This is a genomic window from Prevotella jejuni, assembly GCF_900187995.1.
In the GTDB taxonomy this organism is placed as follows: domain Bacteria; phylum Bacteroidota; class Bacteroidia; order Bacteroidales; family Bacteroidaceae; genus Prevotella; species Prevotella jejuni.
On the sequence record NZ_FZNZ01000015.1, the window covers coordinates 42,746 to 68,284 of the forward strand.

Consider the following 25,539-nt stretch of genomic DNA (forward strand, 5'->3'; position numbering starts at 1 on the left):
TTATATTTTTTTGTATTGGAGGGTGTTGGGGAGGGTGTTAGGATAGTTGGTAATTTGTTGGGGGATAGGGCCTTATGAGCCATATAGGCCTTATAAGGCTTATAAAACGACTTATATTATAATTGACAAGAGCTTGTACTCGATTTTAGTCTCGCTTTTTCTTCGTAATATTGTACGTGAAAAAGAGAGATAAGAAACCTAAATCTTCGTAATTAAAAAAGAAGGTTTGAAGTGCCTAATAAGGCAAGATCTGAATTTAATAACCTTTTAATATAAGTCTTTATGGGATTAAAAACATTTACAAAGTCTATGTTATGTTGCGCACTCTACGTTGTTGGCGCATTAACCGCACATGCTGCTGACCGCTTGGTGATCGTTGGTGACGCTACATGGGGTGGGTGGAATCTTAGTCAGTCTACCGTTATGCAGAAGTCTGACGAGAACGCTGATGTCTTCAAGGCAACCGTTCATTTAGATGCAAATAAGGAGTTTAAGTTCCTTACCGAGCTTGCTTTTGGTAAGTTGGAGTACCGTGCTGGTGCTGGCCCTGTTACCTTGCAGTCGGGTGTTGAGGCTCCGTTGGTGAGTAGTGAAGATGAGCCTACAGACGGTAAGTTCTTTGTTTCTGAGTCAGCCAACTATGATATCGTTTGTAACTTGGCCGAGAAGACGGTTGTCGTGACCAAGGCTACGTATCAAGCAACAGCCTTGAAGCACACCGCTTTATGGATGATTGGTAGTGCAACAAAGGGCGGTTGGAGTATCGGTGAAGGTACTGTGATGAAGCAAGATGCGACTAATCCTGCTAAGTTCTCAGCACGAACAGAATTGAAGTTAGGCGAGTTGAAGTTCGGTACGAATATCTATGCTGGGTTTGATCAGATGTTCTATCTGCGCGACGTGACCGATGAAGGGAAGATAGTCTTTGGTGGTAACGATAATAAATGGAACTTCACAGAGGAGGCTACATACGATGTTACGGTTGACGTTGCAGCGATGACTGTTTCGTTTACTAAGGTTGACCCAACCGCTATCAATGCTGTGGAGACGACAAGTGAGGCTCCTGCAAGATATTACACCTTAGGTGGCATGCAGGTAGAGAAGCCCCACGCAGGTGTGTATGTAAAGCGTCAAGGCGGTAAGACAGTAAAGGTAATGATTAAATAAACTAATATATTCGGTACTACTCCACTAATTTAACTTACAAAAAGAAGGCCATATCGACATCTTTTAGGAGATGAAGATATGGCTCTTTTGGCTTGTAGAAAAAGGTTTGTTATACCTTATGCGTTCGGTAAAGGAGGTAGTCTCCATCCGCATGGACCGTAAACTCGCTCGACAAAGCTTCGTTCAGTGTTCCTTGCCACAGCTCGCTAAAGGGGTAGATGTCCCATTTTAGTCCGCTGCTCGATAACTCCTTGCAGGTAGCATTGAAGATACTGACTTGCTGACCGGGGTAGGAAGCAAAGCGCATGGAGCCCGATGCTGCTACAAAATAGCCATAGTCGGTAATCATAACAGGGTCGATAGCTAACTGCCGATAGTAGTAGAGCATGAGAGAAATATTCCCTAAGGTGTGGTCCTCACGCTTCCCAGTCGCTCCGAGATAGCAGAAACGAGGACGAGTATGGGTTGATGCGTCCATCTTCAGGTGTGAACGAGCGAAGAGAGTGGCCTTGGTAAGGTCGTTAAACTCCTGCTCCGAGATAGGATGATAGATGTGTGCATAACGTTGCTTCAGCTCTTCAGAGAGTGAGTCGCCGTCACCGACCACCGCTGTTGGTGCTATCTCATAATCAAGGAGTTCCTCCAAAGCGCCGTCACAGACTATCAGGTTCTTCGCAGTACGTAGGATGCGAAGGGGCAGAACATGGTTGGGAAAGTCGCCAGCAGCCAGGATAACGGCCGAGAAAGGGCTGTGGGAAGGGACCTCCCCTAACCCCTGAGAAGAGACCTCCCCTAACCCCTCCGAAGGAGGGGAAAGCCTAACGGAGTGCTCGCTGGGGACGTGTGGATGGTTGCTGGGGACATGTGGATGGTCGCTGGGGACGTGTGGATGTTCGCTGGGAGCGTGTGGATGGTCGCTGGGGACGTAGGGGTACTCGCTTGGTATGTGTGGGGTGCGCCCTTCCTTATTGTTGTCTTTGTTGTTGATATTCATCTGTTTTAGTTTTATCTACTATTATCCTTCTCTTTCAAGGTACTTTATTAGCTTTTTATTGATTGTTCTTAATCATCGATTCAAGCACTTGTATGCGTTTTATGGATTGTTGTAAATCATTGCTTTAAGCACTTGTATGCGTTTTATGGATTGTTGTAAATCATCGCTTTAAGCACTTGTATGCGTTTTATGGATTGTTGTAAATCATTGCTTTAAGCATTTGTATGCGTTTTATGGATTGTTCTTACTCATTGCTTTAATCCTCTCTTATACCGCTATCGAGTGTTATAAATAGATGTAATAGCGTATAACAATCTTCATTAAGACTATATCTTTTACTCCAATCAATGGTTATTATGTGGGGAGTCACAGGTGAGGTTTTGTCCCGTTAGGCTTCCCCTCCTTCGGAGGGGTTAGGGGAGGTCCCCATTAGCAGACCCTCTCGAGCGGTTGAGGGAGGCCGCCTCTCTCTTCCACTTAAAGTACCCTGCCACAGCGATAACGGCATAGAGAGCATAGAGGACAGCGGTGAAAGGGATTCCTTTATATAGGTAGAGAGCAGCCAATTCGGCATCGACAACAATCCAGATCCACCATTGTTCGATGTATTTCTTTGCCAATGCCCATAGTCCGATGAAGCTGAGTGCATTGCCGAAGCTATCTAACACGGGGACAGTAGAGTTCGTGAAACGAATGAGGAGGAGGTAGAGAACGCCCCAGAGGAGAAAGAATACAAGCAGTGAGGGGAGTGTCAACCGTCGAGGATAATGTGTGATGGGAATTTCCTCTGCACCCTTCTTCCGTCCAAACCTCCAATACAAGAAGCCATAGATGGCTGCTAACGTATAGTAGATCTGCATCCCAAAGTCGGCATACAGTCCTGCTTCATAATAGACAAACATGTAGATGACAGGCATGATAATACCCGTCAGCCAAAGCCATATACTCGCTTTGTATTCTTGATAGATGTAAATAAGGCCGACAAGGCAGCCCAGCATGTCTAATGTCATAAGTCAATAAGATAATGTGGCACGGCTAAGGGCGGCACTAAGCACCCTAATGGTGGCCCCTCCCCCAGCCCCTCCCCCGTAGGGAGGGGAGTGATCACCGAGATACCCCTACCACTTAGCGATAAGCATCTACTAATTGCTGATATGAGCCCAGGCTCTTACTTCTTGATGGCTGATACTCTACTTAGACTTTGCTTGCGGCTACTTTGCTTATAGAAAGTAGTGTTAAGCAGTCTGTGAGTCCTATCTCTTTGTTGTCGATAAGGGCCATCACTATTTTAATAGAATATTTTTAGTTACCAATCCCTGCGTAAACAGTATATTACACGCCCCTCCCCTGCAGGGAAGAGAATGGGGGAGGGGCCAGTTGAGTAGGTCGGTGTCCTGATGTCTTAGAACTTCAGAGTAACACTCCCCATCATGTTAAAGCCCGCCATCGGTATGAAACCAATCTGCGTATAACGGTTCTCATTAGGATGACCGTCGTGGTCGAGGATGGAACTATACACCCATCCGCTGGCTGCATAATGGCGATTGAAGATATTGTTGAGGTTCAGACCGAAGACTGCCTCCCTCATTCCAGCAATCAGTCGACTTGGGTGAAGGGTATAGCTAAGGTTGACGTTCGTCTGTGAATAGCAGGGCAACGACCGTGTCCTATTCTCAGTATTGTCTAAATACTGGCGACTCACGAAGTTAGTATGCCATATTGCCTCAAGCCCTTTATAGTGGAGAGTGAGCATACCATTGAGGATAGCGGAAGGAGAGAAGGCCAGGGTAGAGTGGTTATAATGTATCTTACGGAACGAAGACTCCCAGTCGACGCTTGCCATCTCATCAAAGTCTTTGATGATGTTACGGCTCAAAGCAGCATTACCCTCAACCGTCAACCATGACAGAGGACTCCATCCTGCCTCCAGCTCAGCTCCCATACGATAGCTGTCCTTAATGTTCGTTGTCAGATTCTCGCCTATATCACTCTGCGCACCCGTCTGTACAAACTGGTTGTTATAGTCCATGTAATAGAGATTAACGCCTGCTCTCCAGTTGTGACCATTGTATTGATAGCCCATCTCGATATCCATCATGCGTTCTGGCGATGGTGCAGGATAACTACCATTATTGGTGAAGTTGTTGCGTTCAGGCTCTCGGTTAGCGTATGCAATAGATGCGTAAGCCTTATGACCAGCACGGTAGTAGCTTACACCTGCCTTCGGATTGACAAAGTCATAACGCTCACTGATGTCTAAGAGCTGGTTCTTGTAGCCATTAGCCACCTTATAGAAACGGTCGTTCTGACCATCGGTCATATACTCCACATGGCGTATCTGCAGGTCCATAAACACGTTCCAATAGTCTGCAAAGTTATATTTTGCCTTGAAGAAGCCGCTGTAGTCATACTTATGAGCCTTGGAGTCATAGTACTTATAGTCCTTGCCACCCGTGCGATACAGCGCATCTGCCTCCTCATTCTTTATATAAGTAAGGTAGCCAAAGTGGCTGCCACGGAACTGCTGAAGGTTCAGTCCGCCCGTTACATCCCAACTCTCGTCCTTGTAATTACTTGTGTAGACAATGCCGTAGGTGTGCTGTGACAATCCTTTCAGGCGTACGAAATCACTCTTCTTGACGAAGTTACCATTGCTATCGGTGAACGTCAAGCCGAATTTAGCAAACTTTGTCTTAGGCTTAAGTTCGCTGTAATAACCGTAGCCGTAGGTGTAGTGCAGTGTTATGTTGTGACTCCAGTGCTCAGAAGGATGGAAAGCAAACGACAAGAGGTTATGGTTCTGATAGAAATTATCTGTCGTTTTGTTCCAGAAAGAGCCGTCACGCATGGTGTAACGTGCCGTCTCGTAGTTGCCATTCCCATCCTTAACAAAGGCCCCGTTAGCATCGGTCTGCAGGTATTCATAGAGCTGGTTGAACTTGCCCAAACCTCTCTCATACATATCCTTATAGGTGGTGATGCCCGTCTTAGAGCCGTAGGTGCCATCCATCAGACTAAGGTCATTGCTCCCCGTAACGACTCCGTTCCATGCTTGGCCAGTCTTCTCAAAGTTACCAATGTTCTTATAACTGATGCGGAAGTTATCGCCCAACCATGTTAATCCACCATAGTAAGACCCCGAACGGCCACTCGTACCGTGAACATATCCGTCTGTGGCGGTCTCATGATAGGCCCCATCGAAGATAAGATGATTAAAGAGAAGACCCGTAGAGAACTTTACACCAGTGTTATACGTATGGTAAGAACCGTAGGAACCGCTCACCTCAACACTCGGTTTCGTGCTCGGTGCACTCGTAGCCAACGACACCGAACCACCGAAAGCACCGTCGCCATTGGTAGAAGTACCGATACCACGCTGTATCTGTACGCTACTCATCAGGGAAGCGTAGGAGTTCATATTTGCCCAGAACACCGTCTGGTCCTCTGGAGAGTTGAGTGCCACACCGTCTAAGGTGATGTTGATACGGCTACCCGCAGCACCTCGGATGCGCATTGCTGCCGTACCCGTTCCGAGTCCGTTCTCGCCCCAAGCCAGTACGCCCGGCGTCTGTGAGAGGAGGAAAGGTAGCTCGCGTCCACTCTTCGAGAAGGCTTCAAGCTCTGCTTTTTTGATGTTAGATACAGCGTACGGAGCACTCTTCGGCGCACGTACACCTGCCACAACGACCTCGTCGAGATGCTGTTGTTTCAGCGTGTCTGTCACAGTCTGTGCCCTTAACGACGCCACACACGTAAGTGCAGCAGTAAACAGGATAATTCTTTTCATATCCCAGGTTGATGATTGAAGATAATAGATAAAGGGGGAATCTCCCTACGACGGCATTATCCGTATCAGGTCAATGGGTATAATCTCAGCAAGCCCAAACAGGCAAGCACCCCTTAGTTTCCATTCTGAAAACCGATGCAAAAGTAATAATATATTATCAATCTGCCAAGAGTAAACCGTATAAATATCGTGCGAGGGTGGTTTTATCTGCCCTTCTCTGGCTGTTTCTTTCCCCAAGGAGGGGTGTTGGGTGAAGGGTGTTAGGTGTTGATGATTAGCTTAGGTGGGTGTTGGGTGAAGGGTGTTAGGTGTTGATGATTAACCAAAACGGGTGTTGGGTGATGGGTGTTAGGTGTTAATGATTAGCTATAGAGGTATCGGGGTGAGTCAACGTTCCTATCAAGACACAAGCAGCGAAGTAGGGGTAACCTCGGTGATCACGCCCCTCCCTTCGGGGGAGGGGAAGGGGGAGGGGCCGCTAACCAATAGGGGTATCTCGGTGATCACGCCCCTCCCTTCGGGGGAGGGGAAGGGGGAGGGGCCGCTAACCAATATGGGTAACCTCGGTGATTACGCCCCTCCCTTCGGGGGAGGGGAAGGGGGAGGGGCCGCTAACCAATAGGGGTAACCTCGGTGATCACTCCCCTCTCCATTCGGAGAGGGGCTGGGGGTGAGGCTTCTGGTGGGTGTGGGTGTGTAAAGAAAATTCCAACCACGAAAGAAGAAAGGCCTTAGTTAGCTTGAAGAGGACGCCCTTCTCGCTCGTTGAGGACGCCCTTCTTGCTCATAGAAGAGGCTCTTCTTAAAGATAGTAAGGCCTCCTCTGCTTTGCTATTCATAACTCGCTGATTTCCTTGTGGATATAGACTTGTTTCTTGCGTAGTCTTTTCTTTGTTTTAGATAATTCGTCTCTAAATATGTAAAGATATTTCTAAACTTGTCAGACAAGTGCTGCGAACGCCGATAACGTTGTGCGAATAAATCAAAGATTATTTGTAATTCTTCGGATAAAAATACTATCTTTGCAATAGATTATTAGTGCTTTTGATTTTTAGTAAATAATTATTTAATGCTATAATAATACTATTCACAGAATATAGACAGACATGGCTGCAATGAATGACGAGGTTAAGGAGTGGGCAGAAAAGCTCCTTACATCAACGACAACTATCCCTTGAGACGATAAGCGCTTGCAGGAATGTTAGTTGACAGGGCGGTTGTAAGACTTTGATATGCGGTCCTTTAGGAAGGTATAGTCCGTCAGCAGTCTGTATTACCTCGCTTATGTAGAGGAATAAGTAGAGTTACCTATACAAATAAGTAAGATGAACAGAGGGATAGTCTACGACGAATAATGACAATAAAGTATTAACGATTAAGAGAAGGAAAATATGAGAACCATTACAGACGAACATTTACAGGCTTATCAAGAGGGAGGATGTTTACAGAAATTGTTCGATGTCATCAAGGAGGACCCAGCGCTTTCTTTTGAAATCAGAATGAACAACAAGGTTATGATATACTATCATAAGGATAGAATCTTGACGATAAGTTACTGTAAAGGGAAGCCTTCGATAGACACCTTATCAGAGAAGTATTACAAGAACGCTACGCCACCTTCAGTCTCTTTCGAGGATGGAGATTTGATACAGACACTAAGAGATAAGAGTCTGTTAAGGCAATACTTTAGAGAAGCTAAGCGGCTGGTCGGTAGTTACAAAGAGGGGGTGGAGTTTGAGGTCCAGCAGAATATCGCTTTGGGGAACCGTAGTTTTAGCAACAGATTTGTTGTTGTAGATATGGAGTGGCAGCTCCCTCAATCGGATATCAAGAAAGAAGAGCGAATAAGTAGGACGAGAATAGACCTCGTAGTGGTTGATATGAAGAGAAACGAAAGGGGTGAGAATGATATTTATCTTGGTGAATTAAAGGTGGGAATGGATGCAACAGACGGTAAGTCGGGGATAGTCGACCATATAAAAAAGACTAATAAATTAATTTGTAGTCCCAAGGCTTGTGCCGTTCTAAGGGCGGATGTGGAAGGTATCATCCGTCAGAAGGCAGCGTTAGGACTGTTAGAGGGCGATTATGCAGGGTTGAACTTGTCGGCTACACCACGTATGATGCTAATCCTTGCCTGCCGAGGAAGCAAAGAAAGGCAGGCTTTAGAGAAGCAAGTAGAGAAAGAACAAGATAAGGCAAAAGCGTCGGGAATGGCTATGCCACTGATAGTTTGGCATAATGTACAAATCATTTTAGACGTATGATGAAGATAAAAATACATAGAGGACTTGACCAGATAGGAGGTTGCATAACCGAGATATGGACAGAGTCGTCCAGAGTCTTCATTGATTTTGGGCAGAATTTGCCAGGCAATGGAAAGCCAACAACTCCTGAAGAAGACGCTCTTATGGTTGCTGATATTGTCGAGAATAATGAGAAAGAACACCAGGCAGTATTCTATACGCATGCTCACGAAGACCATGTAGGTTTGTTCCCATATATCCCATTTGACCAGTTTATTAGCGAAGGAGGTAAGGACCTTTTACTTATAAAATATAAGACTCTGCTGGAGGGATACGAGATAGCAAGAGAAAAGTGTGGTAAGCAGCGGGCGCCCGATAGGTCAGAAGAGGAACGACTTGAGGAGTGCTGTCGCAGAACAAAGACACTTATAGACAAGTTAGAGACGTTCAGAACTTGGAAGCGAACAGGACGTGGGGATTATCCTAACCCTATAATGGTAGGGAATATTAGGATAACTCCTTTCTTCTGCTGCCATAGTATATATGATGCACACATGTTTCTCATTGAAGCCGAAGGGCAACGTTTCTGGCATACAGGCGATTATCGTGGACATGGCTACATGAGTAAAGGGCAGTTTCTCATGCTGAGAAAATACGCAACAAACATTGATGTGCTGATTACAGAGGGTACGATGCTAAGTCGAGAAGACAAAGCTATTAGTGAGTATAGGGTGTCGATGGAGATGATAGATGTGATGCAAGCCTTCAAGTATGTCTTTGTTTTGGCCTCAGGTACGGATATAGAACGATTAGGAAGTATAAATCATGCGACCAAGAAGACGAAGAAACCTTTGTGTATTATGTCCTTGTTTATGAAAAGAATGATGGAGCTCTTTACTGAGCGAGAGGGCAATCTGGGGAGAGGTCTGTTCTCCTTTTCACCGCTGTTTTATACTGATAGACTGTATAGCAAACTGAGAGATAAAGGCTTTACGATGGTTGTTGGACCGTCACAGGGCGACAAGGTGAAGCCTCTTCTCAACCGACTTCCACAAGAGGAGACAATCCTCATCTACTCTTCTTGGAATGGATACTACATGAGAGAGGAGCAGGTGAGGGCGAACGCAAAGTACAAGGAGTTTCGAGAGATGTTCCATAACGTTGTGGATATACATACTTCTGGACATGTGGATAGAGATGCGATAAAGAAAGTTATCGGTATGATGCATCCAAAGGAGGTTATTTGTATTCACAAGGAAGCTGATGCGAGGTTGTAAGAGGAGGCTTGCGACGATGACGAACTATTATTACCTATTATATTAAACGACTACGACACGACGATGAGAATACTTCAAATCTCTGATACACACAACCGACATCAATTGCTGACCGGTATGCCTACGGCCGATGTTCTTGTCCATTGCGGTGACTGAGATAACCCTTCTTGCTCATAGAAGATACTCTTCTGAAAGACAGTTAGGCCTCCTTTTCTTTGCTGTCCATAACTCGCTTATCTCCTTGTGGATATAGATTTGCTTTGTGCACAGTCATTTCTTTATTTTAGATAATTCACCTCTAAATATGTAAAGATATTTCTAAACTTGTCAGACAAGTGCTGCGAACGCCAATAATGTTGTGCGAATAAATCAAAGATTACTTGTAATTCTTCGGATAAAAATACTATCTTTGCAATAGACTATTAGTGCTTTTGATTTTAGTAAATAAAAACTTAATGCTATAATAAAACTATTCACAGAATATAGACAGACATGGCTGCAATGAATGACGAGGTTAAGAAGTGGGCAGAAAAGTATGTACCTAAATTTAATGAATTGTCGAAGAAGTATCAAACCGCCTATTACACGCAATCACCCTTGAATGTTGTTGAGGGGAATGTGGATACAATGGTTATTGGAATAAACCCGAAAGGCTGTTTAGGTGGTGGTGAGAGGGTGTTTGACAGTGCTGATGATTACTTAAAAGGGAACCCTACTTGGGCAAAAAGGTTCCTTGCTGATGGTAGTATCAACCCTGATTGGAAGAAGTTTCTTGCTGGTTCTCATACGTTTCTGGGTTATGACCATTTCTATCATCCAGAGAGTATTGATAATGATCAGAGGACGGTGTGGACTAATCTCAGTCCTTTTGTTTCAGCTAATGGACATAAGGACCTTTATAAAGAACTAATGACAGAGGGCGTAAAAAGTACTTTAGAGCTGATAGAGATAGTCAAACCAAAGTATATTGTTTTGTTGGGGAAAAATGCATTTATGGCGTTGAAGGAGAATAGTGGAGCGTCTGATACAGCCATAGAATATACTCATGTGTTTAGCAATAGAGCAGCTCAAATCGGTCGTATATATAAGATACCAGCCGTTTGTGTGGTTCATCCTTCAAGACAATGGGAGGTAAGTAATAAATTTATCCCTGCTTTTATCTTTTTACATAAGATGTCAGAAATGACGAATAGAAGGAACAAGATGTTTCCACTTAATGTTGTTGCAGACAATATGCGGAGGGAAATGAGGTTGTGGCAGGATAGGGTTATTATTTAACAAGTAGGTCTGCAATATCTTAGAAGAACTATCAATATAACGTGGCATGATAGGTTTCTGTATGCTTGCAGTGCCTATCCTATGGAGGTTCTTAAGGTAGTGAGTAATGTTGACGACTTGCTAAAGAAGCCTACAATAGAGAGTTGTATAGGTCTAACAAGTGAGCTTAACAAAATAGTGCAATAGCCTGTTACACTAAATCAAGCCGAAGATAATCAGGAAGATACAATTGTGCAACAGGCTGTTGCACGATTAGAAGATGTCTTGGTGACGCTGACAACCGTGATATAAACGCTCTCTTAAAAGATAAACTATTATTACCTATTATATTAAACGACTACGACACGACGATGAGAATACTTCAAATCTCTGATACACACAACCGGCATCAACGGTTGACCAGTATGCCTGCAGCCGATGTCCTTATCCATTGCGGTGACTTCACCGATATGGGTACGGAAGAGGAAGTGCTCGACTTTCTGAATTGGTATATCTCTCTACCTTATTCGCACAAGATATTCATTGTTGGTAACCACGACCTTTGCTTGTGGGAAGCAGATGGGATAGAAGACTTGCCTGATAATGTTCACTTCCTTCAAGACCGGGGGTGTGAGATAGAGGGAGTCAAGTTCTTTGGCTTAGGATATAATCATCCAGAGTGCTTGATACCCATGGGTATAGACGTTCTTGTGACCCATGAACCACCCATCATGATATTAGACGAAAGCAACAACACGCATTGGGGGAATAGTCCTCTTCGTAGTCAGGTGATGAGAACGAAACCTAAATATCATCTGTTTGGGCATGTTCATTCTGCTTATGGGATTGAGAAACATGAGGACATAGTGTTTTCAAATGGCTCTTCGCTTGATGATTATTATGAAGTTTGCCATAGTCCTCGTTTGATTACATTGTGATGACATGCTTTTTATAGTATGCTTAATTCGTTTATCGGTATAAAGTATTATCTTTGTGGACGGGTGTCACATAGATTAAAGTTACCAAAGAAGATAATTGTTAAAATATATCTAATTGAAAATAAAGAAGTTACCTTGTTGGTAAAAGTAAATAGGTAACGATTTAGGAACGAGCGAGCTACTTGGCTTCGCTGTTTTCTGCCTAACAAAGAACGTATGTTTACCTTTATCTGCAATTCTTTTCATTATCTGCTTGGTTGATTTCCAAGAGTGAAATTATGAAGAGAAAGAGTAGTATGATAAGCACATGGTAATTTTGACAGAAACCTGCCACAAGGCATTTCATTTGGAAAACAGAGCTAGCACACTGAGTGGCTACACAATGGTGGTGTGTGTAAGCTGCTTAATATCAGCAAGCGTACCTTGCAGCACTATCGGGATACAGGCGTGCTGCCATTCTCCCAAATCGGACACAAGTGCTATAACAAGCGTGAGGATGTGGGCCGATTATTGGAAACCAAATCAGTGAAATCAAACACAGACAAATCCAAGAACAACAAATAAGACAAGAGAACGATGGAACAGGTAAGAGATTTGAACATGAAGGCTGACGATATGCAGATGGTGCTGTCTGCTGTCAGCGGAGTAAGCAAGAGAATTAAGGAAATGGCATAGACACACAAGCCACTCTTCGGAGATGAGCATTTCCTGACAGGCAAGGAAGTGTGCGAGCGGCTGTATATCAGCCCCCGCACCCTGCAGGACTATAGGGAAAGGAGGATTATCCCCTACACGCAGTTTGCAGGGAAGATACTTTATTAGGCTTCGGATTTGGAAAGGTTGTTGGAAGATAACTATAAGGAGTAGCAACATGTTATCTCCTGAATATGTTATAAAATCTAAAATAATCAATAATGTGATTGATTATTACACTTTTGTGTAGAGTATATATGCTTTATTACATCTACTTTTGCCTAAAATCATTATTTTATTATGGAAAAAAGATACAGCAGAAACAGGCTCTATGTGAGCGAAAGAGAACAAAGCATCATCAAGGATTATAAGATATTCCTTGGTGGTGCTGGTATTGGCAGCATTATCGCTGAATGCGCTTTAAGATTTGGTTTCGAACATATCACCATCGTTGATGGGGATAAGGTGGAGGAAAGCAACCTTAACAGACAGAACTATACGGAGAATGACATTGGCAGATATAAAGCAGAATGTTTGGCTGAGCGTTTGCTAAATATCAATCCCAATGCGCAGATAGATTACCATACAGAGTTCCTTAACCTTGATAACATCGAAGAGATGCTGAATGGGCATAATGTAGCCATCAATGCATTGGACTTTAAGGACAAGACCCCATTCGTCTTTGATGAAATATGCAAAGAAAGAAAAATCCCAGTATTGCACCCATACAACTTTGGTTGGGCTGGCTTTGTTACGATTGTAGACCCATGGGGGCATTCTTTATCTGAACTGACTGAAGAGCCAAAGGGATTTGAATTAAAGGTGGCTGAATATGTAACCGGACACGGGGCTTTTTGGAATCAACCTAAAGAGTGGTTAGAAAAAATTGTAACCCAATATAAAAAGGAAAACGAAATGCTCCCACCTCCACAACTGTCCATAGCATCATGGATTGCAGCAGGATTATGTACAACGGCAATGTACAATCTTGCTACGGGGAAACCTGTGAACTATTTTCCTAAGTTCTATCTCTCTTTGCTTTTGCCGTAAGTTATTATTTTCAGAAGAGTTTGTTTAAGGTAGCTCTTGAAATAGCTTCGGTGATATTCGTCACGCCTAATTTGTCAAAGGCATGGCGTTTATAGGTTTTGATAGAATCTAACGAACGGCACATTCTGTTCGCAATTTCCGTCATGGTAAGCCCTGCTGCTGACAACCGTAGCACTTCAAGTTCTTCTTCTTTGAGTGATATTCCATCACATTCTTTCCACCGATGTCCTTCGAAAGAATATTTCCAATAGTTAAGATTACCCTTTTTGTGAAACTCTACATGTCCCACTGTTTTATGTGAAGATAGTGATACGACACACATACCAATCCATATCTTGCCTTCATCTGTCAATAGAATGGGAGTAAGCTGGTGATTAATCAACTTACTTTTTGTTCCACTCTTCAGGTGAAAATGATATGACATGGAACATTGGTATTTATCAACATTGTCGAAAGTATCAAAGAACTTAAAACCACTTTTGTTCAACTCAACAAGCATTTTTAGTTCTTCCTCTGGTACATGCTCCAAGTAAAAGCTGTACCCTAATTCCTTTACTTCCTTTGCCGTATGACCACAAAGAAACAATGGGTTGTCCGACACATAAAGAAATTCCTGCCTGTAATAGTCTATCAAGTAAACACTCTGATAGGTAACACGAGCAAAAGCCTCTACGGTTTGCGCCAATGTAGAGAGTACATTGGAATCATAGTCAGGTGCGTTGCGCACGGTGTTCGATGCTATAAAGAAATCTTTTATGTCTGTCATATATGCTAAACATGTTAAGGTTCTCTGATATATTTCACTACAAAAGTACATTTTTAATGCGGAATACCGCAAAAAGAATACACAAAAGTGTAAAAAACAAAGAGAGAGATGCCAAATTACACAAAAGTGTAATAGATGATATTCGCATAGGAAGTATTTTTGCCGTATAAATCAAGAAACAAAAAGCATTATGGAAAAACAGATTGCAACATTTAAGGACTACGCTATCTTCATGGCAGACAAAACGAGTCTGTTGGAAATAGCACAGTTTGTGGTCAAGGAAAATTACTCTCATCACTTATCTTCATTTACAGAGGAAGAGATAAACAAAGATATCAAATCTGTGCTTGAAGAAGAGGAATATCTGTATGATAACAAATCTCGCATCTATATTGCAAGGGACTATTTGGGGAAAATGATTGGCTGCATCAGGAGTTTTCATTGGGATAAACACAAGACTCTTCCTATTGAAAAAATATATGGAATAAATCCACTGAATGCTATTCACCAGGAAAGTAAATATAGTTTTTGGCATATCGGACGCTTTGCCGTTGCAAAGGATTCGGGAATATCAACATTGACATTGTTCAAGCGATTAATGGCATTAGCTGTAAAGCCGATAGTTGAGGACAAGTACAGCTATATGATTGCAGAGATTGACAGCAAACTATTGAAAGTAATGAAGGTGTTGGGATTTGGTACACGTCAAATCGGAAAATCCATTGATTACCTGACATCTGAGACCGTTCCAGTATGCTCCAGTAAAAGAGGTGTTATGGGGTTCTTTTCCAAATATGGTGAACTTTGCAAGGTAGCATGATTACACTTTTGTGTAATATTTCAGACAACAAATTCAGAATTACACAAAAGTGTAACGATATAATTTAGAGATATAAATATATTTGCAACAGAAATAATCAAGTCGACAAGATTATAAAACAGACCTAACTGGTTAAAGGAGCAATGCCGGAAGCTATAGGATGGCAAATTCAGACCAAACTGAACTTTAACATAAAGGAGCGGATACTGAAAAGCTATACGAGTAAGTAAATTGTAAAAGAAATAAAAATGAAGAACAATGAGATTGCATCTTATGATTCATTTGAAATTTTAAATTTCGATGAATTGGAAAACTTGTGCGGAGGTGAAAGATTTGGTGAGCAAGCAGAAGCAGGGAAAGCAGTCGGCTTCAAATGCTGTAACGGTAGCGGTAGCGGTTCTACCAGTGTGGAAAAAATATGATATAGCAGATAGAAAATGTATCCACCTACCTTTAGATAGGTGGATACTATTTATTAAATATAAAGCAGATGAGGAGTACAAGATACAAGGAACTTGAGGTTGAGGATAAGAAATTCATTTACAATGATTTGAGCATGTCTTTGATTTCGATGAAATCTTCTTCCGAAAAACTCGATAGTAAAAAGATGAAATCTATATTAGGTGCCCCTTGTATAGAAACAAAGGTTAACAACACAGAACCCCATAGGGATATAAATAGAATTACTTTATGTGTTTCTAATAATTGCAATTTGAGATGTAAATATTGTTATGCACAAGGAGGTGATTATGGTGCCGTAAGATCTCTAATGACAATTGATACAGCAAAGAGTTTTATATCCTTTTGCAAAAGTAATTTTGATTCTATCAATAAAATTGTTTTTTTTGGAGGCGAACCTTTACTCAATGAGAAAGTTATTGATTTCGTATGTAAAGAAATAACCAATATGTACAGAGGGGAAAAACTCAAAACTCCAAAATTTTGCATTGTAACAAATGGAACTATCCTAAATCCCGTATTACTTGGGGTCATTAGGAAATATATTAGTAGTATAACCGTTAGCATAGATGGACCTGAAACTATACATAACTTTAATAGAATACGTGCGAATGGAAAAGGAAGCTACAGCTCTGTTGTCAATTTCATTGCAGAAATTAAGAAAATAAAAACTATAGAGTTATCTTATGAAGCTACTTTTACACAAAAAGCAATAAAAGAAGGCTTCGATCATATGAAATTAAAGCAGTATCTCAAAAGTTCTTTTGGAATTTCGGGTGCCATTGTTAATGATTCTCATTTAGATAAAGGTTATGCGTTATCTTATATTGATTCTATCACAAGAGAGCAAATGCGTGAAAGTGAATTTCGCTGTCTGCCCACTGAATTTTGGAACATTTTGGAGCACCTAATCAAGAAGAATAACAATCTTTTTTGCAACGTTGGCTTCAACAACATATCTGTTTCTGTAAACGGAGAAATATATGGTTGCCATCTATTAAATGAGAAGTCCAATTGCAGTTTAGGTAACATTGCGGGTGCTAATTTATACACTGATATGCAAAAGTTCAAATATGCAATTAGTCATGTCAACAAGGAAAACCAAGACTGTGTTAATTGTTGGTGCAGGAATCTATGTGGCGGCTGTACCGTAGAGTGTTTTTATGACGAGAAAAAAGGATGTTTTACTAATCGTCCCCAAAAGGAGTTTTGCGAGTTCCGTCAAGAATATATTAAGAAGATTTTGACATTACTGGTGGTTATAAGGACTGATGAACCTCTTTGGAGGCTATTGATTAACAGTTTAAACGGTAAAGAACTATGAGAAGAATACTTTTGATTTGTTTATTGTCACAGCTTGTTGTCCTATCTTACGCACAAAGCGTGATGGGCAAAGTAGTGGATACTCATCATGCTCCCATACCATTTGCCAATGTTGTGCTGCTCAACGCCAAGGATTCCACTTTCATGGCAGGGACTGTGACTAAGGAAGACGGCTCTTTTTCTTTGGAGACAGGGGGCTCTAACAATATTCTGAAAGTGTCGAGCATAGGATATGTGACAACACTGATAGCATTCAAAAGTGGTAATATCGGGGATATAATATTGGATGAAGGCAACCGAACCCTTGCTGAGGTCATCGTGAAAGGTTCTTTACCACAATATAAGGCTGTTGCCGGTGGACTGAACATTGATATTCACAACTCCTTACTGAAGGATGTGGGAACGGCAAACGATGTCGTCTCTATGCTGCCAGGCATTGAAGGTAATAACGGCAATTTCACGGTCTTTGCCAAAGGCACACCTGAAATATACATCAACAACAGGAAGGTGCATAATGCCAGCGAACTCAAGTACTTGAAATCGAATGAGATAAAAAGTATAGACATCATCACGACACCGGGGGCAAGATACAACTCGGAAGTGGGTTCGGTCATTCGTATAAGTACCATTAAGAACACAAGCAGCGGCATCGGCGTGACAGCCTTCGGCCAAGGTGAGTATGCCCGGAAATGGACCACTTACGATGACGCTGCCATCAAGTATCATACAGGTGGTCTTGAAGTGACTGGGGCCTTATCTTTTACAAATGGCTATAATGCTGCGGATGCAACGATCACAGATGACTTTAAGAGCAATGGCAACCATATTAATATATTACAAGTGTGCCCTAATGATTTCTGGTATACTATCGCCGACGGGAAGATTGGGGCAAGCTATGACATCGGTGGGAACAACTTGATTGGGCTGTCCTACAAACTCGATGGCTCTATATACGAGGGAGGACACGCCAACACGCAACAGACCATAACGAGAAACCAAGTATTGGAAGGCTATGTTGACCAGCAGATGACCATTCTTGAAAACGAAAACCCACAACACGAGGCAAATTTGTATTACCTGGGCAAAGTGGGGAAGCTTGGCATAGACCTAAATGGTACATGGGTGTGGAAGAAGTCTTCCCGCAACCAGATGTCGGCAGAAAGCAGCGAGGAATTAGAGGGCCGTCTCATCCATTCTTCAAGTACCAACAGGAACAGGATGTTGGCTGCAAAGCTCATCCTTACCTATCCCATATGGAAGGGAGAGGTAAGTGTCGGCAGTGAGGTGTCCCATACTAAAACACATGGGTTATACAACAATGTTGAGCAAATACTCACGTCATCGGATGACGAGATACGCGAGAGCAACACAGCCTTGTTTGCCGAGTACTGTGCTCCTTTTGGAAATTTCAATATCGTTGCTGGATTACGTTATGAGGATGTGAAATCCTACTACTATTCATTTGGGGAATTGCAGACAGGACAGAGCCGTGATTATAACGATCTGTTCCCCAATGTCTCCATTGGCTGGCACCACAGGCTGGCCGAGGTGCAGTTCAGCTATGGGAAGCGCATAAGCAGGCCTAGTTATCAGTCGCTTAGCTCCAATGTGCAATATGACAACCGCTACGAGTATGAGGGAGGCAACCCGCTGCTGAGACCCACAATAATACATAACGTTGACTTGCTTTTTACTTATTCATGGCTTCATCTTGCAGCCGGGTACAATTACCGGAAAGATGCACGGTTCTCATTTGCAGATTTGTATCAGGAGGACTCTGAGATTACTATCTGGAGAAATAAGAATTTCGACAAACAGCAGTCGTTCAACGCCTCCATTACACTGTCGCCGAAATTCGGATTCTACAAGCCTTCACTCCTGTTAGGCTACTGGCAGCAGTTCCTTGATGTGAAACAATATGGGGTATCAGAAGATCTGAACAAGCCCTTGTGGAAGATGGATTTCCGCAACTGGTTTGAAATAAACAATACCTGCAAGGCAATGCTCTATTTGAGGTACAGGTCAGGCTATGATGATGGATTTACCAGAAACAAGCATTCGTTTAGCGTCAACCTCCGATTGCAAAAGGATTTCCTACAGAAATCTCTGACCGTCTCACTATATGCCAACGACATATTCAAGCAGCAGCGCAACTGTTGGACGGGCTATTACAGTGTGGCTACTATGACTAAGGACTCGTACGGCTATACTAGGATCATTGGTATCTCTGTGTCTTACAATTTCAACAATACAGGAAAAGGCAAATACAAGGGAACAGGTGCCGGTAATGATGAAAAGTCAAGGTTGTAAAAGGCTTTAGCATGAAAGATAGCTTCAAGTGTATAATTCAGTCGGACAGTATGATGTGCGGCATCACCTGCTTGCAAATGGTATGTAAACATTTTGGCAGGGAAGTCTCATTGCGTACATTGTCAAAACTTTGTGTTGCGACATCAGAGGGAGTTTCGATGCTGGGTGTCAATGAAGCTGCAAATAAGCTCGGACTACGCACAATGTGTGCAAGAACCGATTTTGATACTCTGAGCAAGGCTACTCTTCCTTGCGTCCTCCATTGGAATCAGAATCACTTTGTCGTGCTCTACAAGGTGAGGAAAGGGCGTATCTTTTATGTGGCTGACCCTGGCAAGGGACTCGTGAAATATAATCTTGAGGAGTTCGGGAAACACTGGGTAAGCACTGCTTCTCAAGGAGAAGAGAAAGGTATAGCGATGTTTCTCGTGCCCACACTGGAGTTCTACTCGCATAAGGTGGACAATGAGGAAGAGGACGGCAGCCCAAGGTCTTTCCAGTTCCTCTTTGGTTACATTAAGCAATATCGCAAGTACTTCGGTCAAATTGTTTTAGGCTTGCTCGTTGGCAGCCTGCTGCAACTCATTCTGCCTTTCCTCACACAATCTATCGTGGATGTGGGCATCAAAAACCAGAACATCGGCTTTATATGGCTGATACTCCTTGGACAGCTGATGCTTACCATAAGTAGAACTGCCATCGATTTTATCCGCCGTTGGCTGTTGCTCCATATCTCATTGCGTATAAACATTTCGTTGGTGAGTGATTTCTTCATTAAGCTTTTAAAGTTGCCCATGTCGTTCTTTGATACAAAGCTGATGGGCGACCTTATGCAGCGTATGGGCGACCACAGTAGGGTAAACACGTTCCTGACACAGCAAACGCTCAGTATTGTGTTCTCGCTCTTTACCTTTGTGGTATTCAGCATCGTACTGCTATCCTATAATTGGCTTATCTTTGCCATTTTCATGCTCGGCAGCCTGCTTTATGGCGGTTGGCTTGCGCTCTTCCTCAGGCGCAGAAAGGTTCTCGATTATGAACTCTTCGAGCAACAAGCTATCAACAACAATAAAACCTATGAATTTATCACCTCTATGCAGGAGATAAAACTGCAAGACTGTGAACAGCGCAGACGCTGGGAATGGGAGGACGTGCAGGCTGATTTATTCAACGTACAGATGAAATCGCTAAAGCTCCAACAAACACAGGAGGCTGGCAGTATATTCATCAACGAACTGAAGAATATCGTAATCACCGTAGTGGCAGCAACTGCTGTTATTCACGGACAACTCACACTGGGTATGATGCTTGCCGTGCAATACATTATCGGACAGCTCAACTCGCCTGTGGAACAGCTGATGAGTTTCTTCTACTCCGTACAAGATGTAAAGATAAGCCTTGAACGTATCAACGAAATCCACCGTATGGACGATGAGAACGGAAAACAAGGATTGGAAACTTCAGTAACTGACGAAACTAAGGGTATAGACATGGAAAACATAAACTTTAAATACGACCCACATGCACTGAAAACTATCATAGATAATGTAAGCCTCACTATCCCCAAAGGCAAGGTAACAGCCATTGTCGGAGCGTCGGGTAGCGGAAAAACCACGCTCATCAAACTTATGCTGGGCTATTATCCTGTGCTGGGTGGACAAATCAATATTGGTGGAACAGATGTAAACACGCTCAATAAGAAGTGGTGGCGCAGACAATGTGGCGTGGTTATGCAGGACGGCGTGATATTCTCTGAATCGATAGCTCGCAATATAGCCGTAGACGATAAGGAGATAGACAAACAGCGATTGCAGACAGCTGCAGAGATAGCTTGTATTCACGATTATGTGATGGGGCTGCCATTAAAGTATAATACTAAGATAGGTCGTGATGGCGTTGGCTTGAGCCAAGGACAGAAACAGCGTATATTGATAGCGAGAGCCGTCTATAAGAACCCCAACTATATTTTCCTTGACGAAGCTACCAACTCGCTCGATGCCAACAACGAACGTATGATTGTGGAACATCTGGACGAGTTCTATAAAGGTAAGACGGTAGTTATAGTGGCACACCGACTAAGTACGGTGAAGAATGCCGACCAGATAGTGGTACTGGATAAAGGCAAGGTGGTCGAGATCGGCAACCACGAGGAACTCACGGCAAAGCGGGGTGCATACTATAACCTCGTGAAAAATCAGTTAGAATTAGGCAACTAACAGCAGAAAGGAATATTATGGCAGACAACAAGATAGAACTTCGCAGCGAGAAAGTAAGGCACATCATTGGCGAGATACCGTCAAGGATTGTCCGTTATGGTATCACAATCATCACCATTGTGTTATTAGTACTGTTAGTAGGTGCATATTTTATACCTTATCCCGAAACCATCAGCGCAAAGGTACAGATGACAAATGCCCACCAAGGCACAATAGACATTCCTTATAAATATGTGAATACGATAGCAAGAGGAATGACAGCGAACATCGAAGTTGAGGGCTACGATACAGAAACCTACGGAGTTGCCAATGGTGTAATAACAACTACATCGCATACACCCCGACAAACGGCAGAAGGCAGCGTGTTCACAGCACAAGTAAAGATAACGGATTGCAGGTATAAAATTATCAGCGGAATGACAGGCACCGCATCTATACTTGTAAGCAATGAAAGCGTGCTTCAGAGGATTGTCCAGAGAATAACAAACAGCATATAATTTCCTTTTTAATCGTAATCAAGCGGTGAAAGAAGAAGGGCAGATGTAGTTACTGCGTAGTACCATTGTTTCGGGTATTTTACTACACGTTAATCCTTTTTCTTTCACCGCTTTAACTCCTATTGTAGTAATGTAGTAAGATATAATCGGTGAATTCTGCCCTTTTTGAAAAGAGTATTTCTACGCAAATCGTTCCGTTCATTCCTCATTATCAGTTTGTTTATGTCAGCTTCGATTTCTCTTCATTTTCGTTGATTAGTTACCAAAGAAAGTGTTACAGAATGAAGAAGACGGTTTATTTCGCAGGTTCTATCCGCGGTGGTAGAGAGGATGCTGCAGTGTATAAGCGGATGATAGACTATATCAACATGACCGATATAGTATTTACGGAGCACATCGGTTTAGAAAGCCTAAACTTGAAGACACGTACAAAAGAGGATGATGTACATATATATGAGCGTGATACAGAGTGGATTAGGACGTCTGATGTGTTGATAGCAGACTGTACGAACCCCTCTCATGGCGTCGGTTATGAACTGGCTTACGCTGAGGCTCGTAATATCCCAGTGCACATCTTCTATGATAAAAGCAAAGCTAATGTCTCTGCAATGTTGAATGGCAACACCCGCTTCAAGCTTTATCCATACGAGAGAGAAGCAGAGATATATCCTGTTCTGGATAATATCTTAGGAAATAAGTAGGGCGGTTTAATAGAGAGAAATCAATATCTTCGGGGATTTGGAGTGATAAGGACCACCTGAGTTTAGGACTTATAAGAAACGTCACACAGAGAAAAGGAGAAGACGGAGGATTATTACATACAAAGTAATGGTAGTCACAGAGGCACCGTCGGTGCGTAGAGCAACGGAGGTTATTTGCCAGTTTTATTTGAGATTCTATGCCCAAAGCATTTATCTCAAATGATGTCAAGAATCTGTATGCTACACCTCTGTCGCTCTTTGTGCCATTGGCACCTCCCTGACATAGCGCTCTTCTCCTTCCACTCCGTGCCTCTGTGTGCCTTATTATGTAAGAGTTTTAGATTATCACTCTATATTTCGGAAGTTCCAAAAAACAATATTCGAGGTTGACAGTATTCTCCTATTCTTGTCAAGAAAGGGATAGGCACGCTTGCATCATATATCATAAAGCAAAGTGAGTAGTAAGCATCACGCATCTTGGACGGAGCTGGTAGAGGGTGTAGCCTTCGGTGAGGTTGCTATTAGAACGATAGACAAAGGTGTCTGTATTGAGGATGTTATCGAAGTTAAGAACGAATTGCACCTTCTTACTTGGCTTGAAGGTGATGCTAAGGGTCATAAAGGTATAGTCCTTTCTATCGGTAAAACCACTGTTATGTGTGTATTGTAAGGTCGTATTCAACAGTAGTCTATCAGGGAGGAAAGTCATGTCAAGAGACGTCTCATTGCTGACGTTGCGAATAGTATTTATGTAGTTACCTGCCTTTGATTGGGAGATAGTCCACCTGTAGTTATCTGTCAATCGGATATACTTGATAAGGTTAAAGGTAAGGTTAGCAGAAATAAAGAAGCTATTAAAGTGATAGTTGGTGATGACAGACTGGCGTAGTATCTTACTTGTGTTAGTAGAGTATTCAGCTGTTGTGCCAATACTCGTATCGTGCCAAGCGATTTCCTTTCTTGTGCTTATTGTTATTGAGTAGTTGTTACTATGGTTAGGAGCATATTCAGCTTGCAATAGTGTATGTGCATTCTGGTCTATTGTCGTACCATAGAGGATGTCACTCCATGAGCGACTAACTGCCCCAGAGAGATAGGCAAAGAACTGATGAGGGATATCCTTGTAGTGTATCTTCCCATGTATAGTAGCCGATTTGTTTTCGGATAGGTTCACTTTGTAGCGGTTCAATGTTCTATAGTTGCTCATCAGATAAGCAGTCATTAGGTTTCTCCAGTTCGTAGGATACATTCCATAACTCCCTCCTGCAGAAAGCGTCCAATTGTCCGTAGCTTTCCAAAGCATTGTAAAAGAAGGCGAGAAGAGCAGGGTCATGCGCTTTCCTTTCGTCGTCTCGTTAGCTATTGGTTCGTTATCCACCTTTGTGTAGTTAAGTGATAAAGGCAGATTGAACGATAGGCGGAACGTGTTTCTGACATATTGTAGGTTGGCTCCCAAGTTGCTTTTCATCTGCAAGTAGGCCATATCACCGCTCGTCGCCATCGTCACAGCTGTATCGTTTAATAGACTTTTCAGTCCCACATATTCAATATCAAACTCTGCAGAAGGAGCAATAGTCCAGTTGTGTTTTCGGATGTTTCTTATCAAAGTAAGGCTGTTGTAACTTCCCATGTTTGAGAGTCTCACATCTTGTCTTGCCTGCATATCCCCTTCAATGGCGAGTGCTTGTGGGTTTGTCTGTACAAAATTGGTTGTCTTTAGATAGAAACCTCCGCCATTGGTTGTACGTTGGATCCATTCTGTATGATTGTTCAGTCCTAAGTTCCTATTAAAAGCATGCTGCAGAAAACTGGCCTTGTTAGATACAACCCGTCCGTTGTCATCGCTCCAATTCCCAGCTAAGTCAAGTGTGTTCTTAAGATAAGTCTTATTGCCATTATCCTCAAAATGCAACTGCACTGTGGTCGCATTCGTTGTGTTACGGGCTGATATATCTTCTGATATCATACGAGTAGTTGCATCAGGGAGCAGATAAGTGGTTTGTGAATAGCTACTTTGCCGTTGGATATCGTGCCTGTAAGTTATGTTATACTTTATTTCCGCCGTCTCACTCAGTTTGTTGAGATTGCTGAAACAGATGTTATGTTGGTTGTTACGCAGGCTCTTACCGACAGGAGAAGAGCCTGGCAAGATAATAGAAGTAAGGTTGGAGGGTCTAATATTATGCTCTCCATAGTATGACTTAAGCCAGTTGACACTTGAACCGGTATTATCTGTTTCGTAATAGAAAACGTGCTGTTGTCTTTGTGCAAAGTACATAAGGGCAGCATTGACATCTCTCAGTAAACCGTTAGAATCGAAGCCTACCCCTAAGTCTATGGTCTTTAGCCATCTACCCTTTGCTTTCTTCTTTAGCTTCAAGTTGATAGCTGCCGATTCAGGTGGTATCTGATCCTGCAATGCCTTGATGTGTTCATGGTTTTCCATCACCTGTACCGTACTGACATCCTCAGCCTTAATACCATTCGTGGCGATGCTATATTTACCCGCAAACATATCCATGTTCTCAATGTAGAAATGGTTGATAGGTACACCTTGATACTTCACCATGCCACCTTCTAACGTGATACCTGGCAGCTGTTTGAGAATATCACCGATGGTTCTGTCCTGTCCTTTCATATAAGCAGAGACCAAGTAGTTCAGTGTGTCCCTACTTCCCCATAGCTTTCTTGCCTTTATCTCCACTTCTTTCAGTGTGATACTCTCGTAGGTGGTGGTGAAGTTAACGGTCTGACTCGTTGGCGTTATCCGCTTCACCTGCCGTTTAATATTGAATCCTGTCAGGCTTAAAAGAAGGTTATCATTTGTTCGTGGATAGCTGATAGCGTATCTGCCGTCTTCATTGGTCACACTACTGGCAAGAATGGAAGAGTCCTTCTCTTGTATTATAGTTAGGATACAACCCTCCATAGGTTGATGTTTATTATCAACCACACGCCCAGTAATAGTCAGAGAGTCTCCCTGACTATTCTGAGCCATACTGTTTATAGACAATAAGCCGATAAACGATAGTAAGATA

18 protein-coding genes, 3 pseudogenes and 1 riboswitch are annotated in these 25,539 nt (G+C 42.7%); of the genes and pseudogenes, 16 read left to right on the top strand and 5 right to left on the bottom strand.

Annotated elements, in window-relative coordinates; all coding sequences use genetic code 11:
* Positions 1–282: 282 nt before the first annotated feature.
* Positions 283–1,167, top strand: coding sequence for a SusF/SusE family carbohydrate-binding protein (locus CHB62_RS07170; RefSeq protein WP_089366284.1), 885 nt, complete (start codon positions 283–285; stop codon positions 1,165–1,167).
* 109 nt (positions 1,168–1,276) lie between these two features.
* On the opposite strand, the gene CHB62_RS07175 is transcribed toward CHB62_RS07170, so the two are convergent.
* The 3 genes from CHB62_RS07175 to CHB62_RS07185 all read right to left on the bottom strand — a co-directional run bounded on the left by CHB62_RS07175 (position 1,277) and on the right by CHB62_RS07185 (position 5,948).
* Positions 1,277–2,161: a thiamine diphosphokinase gene (locus tag CHB62_RS07175; protein ID WP_176414851.1), complete on the bottom strand. Its 885-nt coding sequence runs from the start codon at positions 2,159–2,161 to the stop codon at positions 1,277–1,279.
* A gap of 413 nt (positions 2,162–2,574) precedes the next feature.
* On the bottom strand, positions 2,575–3,171 hold the full coding sequence (pnuC, locus tag CHB62_RS07180; RefSeq protein ID WP_089366285.1) for a nicotinamide riboside transporter PnuC: 597 nt from the start codon (positions 3,169–3,171) through the stop codon (positions 2,575–2,577).
* 392 nt (positions 3,172–3,563) lie between these two features.
* A complete protein-coding gene (locus tag CHB62_RS07185; RefSeq protein ID WP_089366323.1) occupies positions 3,564–5,948 on the bottom strand; it encodes a TonB-dependent receptor in 2,385 nt (794 codons plus the stop codon).
* A gap of 25 nt (positions 5,949–5,973) precedes the next feature.
* A riboswitch (TPP riboswitch) is annotated at positions 5,974–6,072 on the bottom strand.
* Between the two features lie 1,267 nt (positions 6,073–7,339).
* Here CHB62_RS07185 and CHB62_RS07195 point away from each other — a divergent pair.
* From CHB62_RS07195 to CHB62_RS07230, 8 genes and pseudogenes are all read left to right on the top strand, one after another.
* Positions 7,340–8,215 carry a hypothetical protein gene (locus tag CHB62_RS07195; protein WP_089366287.1) on the top strand — a complete coding sequence of 292 codons (876 nt, stop codon included), beginning with the start codon at positions 7,340–7,342 and terminating at the stop codon, positions 8,213–8,215.
* Entirely contained in the window at positions 8,212–9,471 is a 1,260-nt protein-coding gene (locus CHB62_RS07200) for an MBL fold metallo-hydrolase (RefSeq protein ID WP_089366288.1), read from the top strand. The genes CHB62_RS07195 and CHB62_RS07200 overlap by 4 nt, the downstream gene beginning before the upstream one ends.
* Positions 9,472–9,534: 63 nt before the next feature.
* Positions 9,535–9,624 (top strand): annotated as a pseudogene (locus CHB62_RS15195) (serine/threonine protein phosphatase); the annotation flags it as partial.
* Positions 9,625–9,963: 339 nt separating this feature from the next.
* Positions 9,964–10,749 (top strand): uracil-DNA glycosylase family protein, encoded by a 786-nt coding sequence (locus tag CHB62_RS07205; RefSeq protein ID WP_089366289.1) that lies wholly within the window; start codon positions 9,964–9,966, stop codon positions 10,747–10,749.
* Positions 10,750–11,099: 350 nt separating this feature from the next.
* Positions 11,100–11,666: a metallophosphatase domain-containing protein gene (locus CHB62_RS07210; RefSeq protein WP_089366290.1), complete on the top strand. Its 567-nt coding sequence runs from the start codon at positions 11,100–11,102 to the stop codon at positions 11,664–11,666.
* 307 nt (positions 11,667–11,973) lie between these two features.
* Positions 11,974–12,230: pseudogene (locus CHB62_RS07220) on the top strand (helix-turn-helix domain-containing protein).
* A gap of 12 nt (positions 12,231–12,242) precedes the next feature.
* Positions 12,243–12,488 (top strand): annotated as a pseudogene (locus tag CHB62_RS07225) (helix-turn-helix domain-containing protein).
* A gap of 171 nt (positions 12,489–12,659) precedes the next feature.
* Positions 12,660–13,409 carry a ThiF family adenylyltransferase gene (locus CHB62_RS07230; RefSeq protein ID WP_089366292.1) on the top strand — a complete coding sequence of 250 codons (750 nt, stop codon included), beginning with the start codon at positions 12,660–12,662 and terminating at the stop codon, positions 13,407–13,409.
* A gap of 10 nt (positions 13,410–13,419) precedes the next feature.
* Here CHB62_RS07230 and CHB62_RS07235 read toward each other — a convergent pair whose 3' ends face one another.
* Positions 13,420–14,175, bottom strand: a complete 756-nt coding sequence (locus tag CHB62_RS07235; RefSeq protein WP_089366293.1) for a helix-turn-helix domain-containing protein — start codon at positions 14,173–14,175, stop codon at positions 13,420–13,422.
* Positions 14,176–14,365: 190 nt separating this feature from the next.
* Here CHB62_RS07235 and CHB62_RS07240 point away from each other — a divergent pair, with 190 nt between their 5' ends.
* From CHB62_RS07240 to CHB62_RS07265, 7 genes are all read left to right on the top strand, one after another.
* Positions 14,366–14,995: a hypothetical protein gene (locus CHB62_RS07240; protein WP_089366294.1), complete on the top strand. Its 630-nt coding sequence runs from the start codon at positions 14,366–14,368 to the stop codon at positions 14,993–14,995.
* A 300-nt stretch (positions 14,996–15,295) separates the two neighbouring features.
* Positions 15,296–15,514: a hypothetical protein gene (locus CHB62_RS14630; RefSeq protein WP_141240409.1), complete on the top strand. Its 219-nt coding sequence runs from the start codon at positions 15,296–15,298 to the stop codon at positions 15,512–15,514.
* Entirely contained in the window at positions 15,486–16,778 is a 1,293-nt protein-coding gene (locus tag CHB62_RS07245; protein ID WP_089366295.1) for a radical SAM/SPASM domain-containing protein, read from the top strand. Before CHB62_RS14630 ends, CHB62_RS07245 begins: the two co-directional genes overlap by 29 nt.
* On the top strand, positions 16,775–19,087 hold the full coding sequence (locus tag CHB62_RS07250) for an outer membrane beta-barrel family protein (RefSeq protein ID WP_089366296.1): 2,313 nt from the start codon (positions 16,775–16,777) through the stop codon (positions 19,085–19,087). The genes CHB62_RS07245 and CHB62_RS07250 overlap by 4 nt, the downstream gene beginning before the upstream one ends.
* An 11-nt stretch (positions 19,088–19,098) precedes the next feature.
* Positions 19,099–21,303 carry a peptidase domain-containing ABC transporter gene (locus CHB62_RS07255; RefSeq protein WP_089366297.1) on the top strand — a complete coding sequence of 735 codons (2,205 nt, stop codon included), beginning with the start codon at positions 19,099–19,101 and terminating at the stop codon, positions 21,301–21,303.
* A gap of 17 nt (positions 21,304–21,320) precedes the next feature.
* The gene (locus CHB62_RS07260) at positions 21,321–21,800 is read left to right on the top strand and encodes an HlyD family secretion protein (protein ID WP_089366298.1); all 480 of its coding nucleotides are present in this window, start codon (positions 21,321–21,323) and stop codon (positions 21,798–21,800) included.
* Positions 21,801–22,081: 281 nt separating this feature from the next.
* Positions 22,082–22,501, top strand: coding sequence for a nucleoside 2-deoxyribosyltransferase (locus CHB62_RS07265; protein WP_089366299.1), 420 nt, complete (start codon positions 22,082–22,084; stop codon positions 22,499–22,501).
* A gap of 442 nt (positions 22,502–22,943) precedes the next feature.
* Here CHB62_RS07265 and CHB62_RS07270 read toward each other — a convergent pair whose 3' ends face one another.
* Positions 22,944–25,499, bottom strand: a complete 2,556-nt coding sequence (locus CHB62_RS07270; protein ID WP_089366300.1) for a TonB-dependent receptor — start codon at positions 25,497–25,499, stop codon at positions 22,944–22,946.
* Positions 25,500–25,539: the final 40 nt, after the last annotated feature.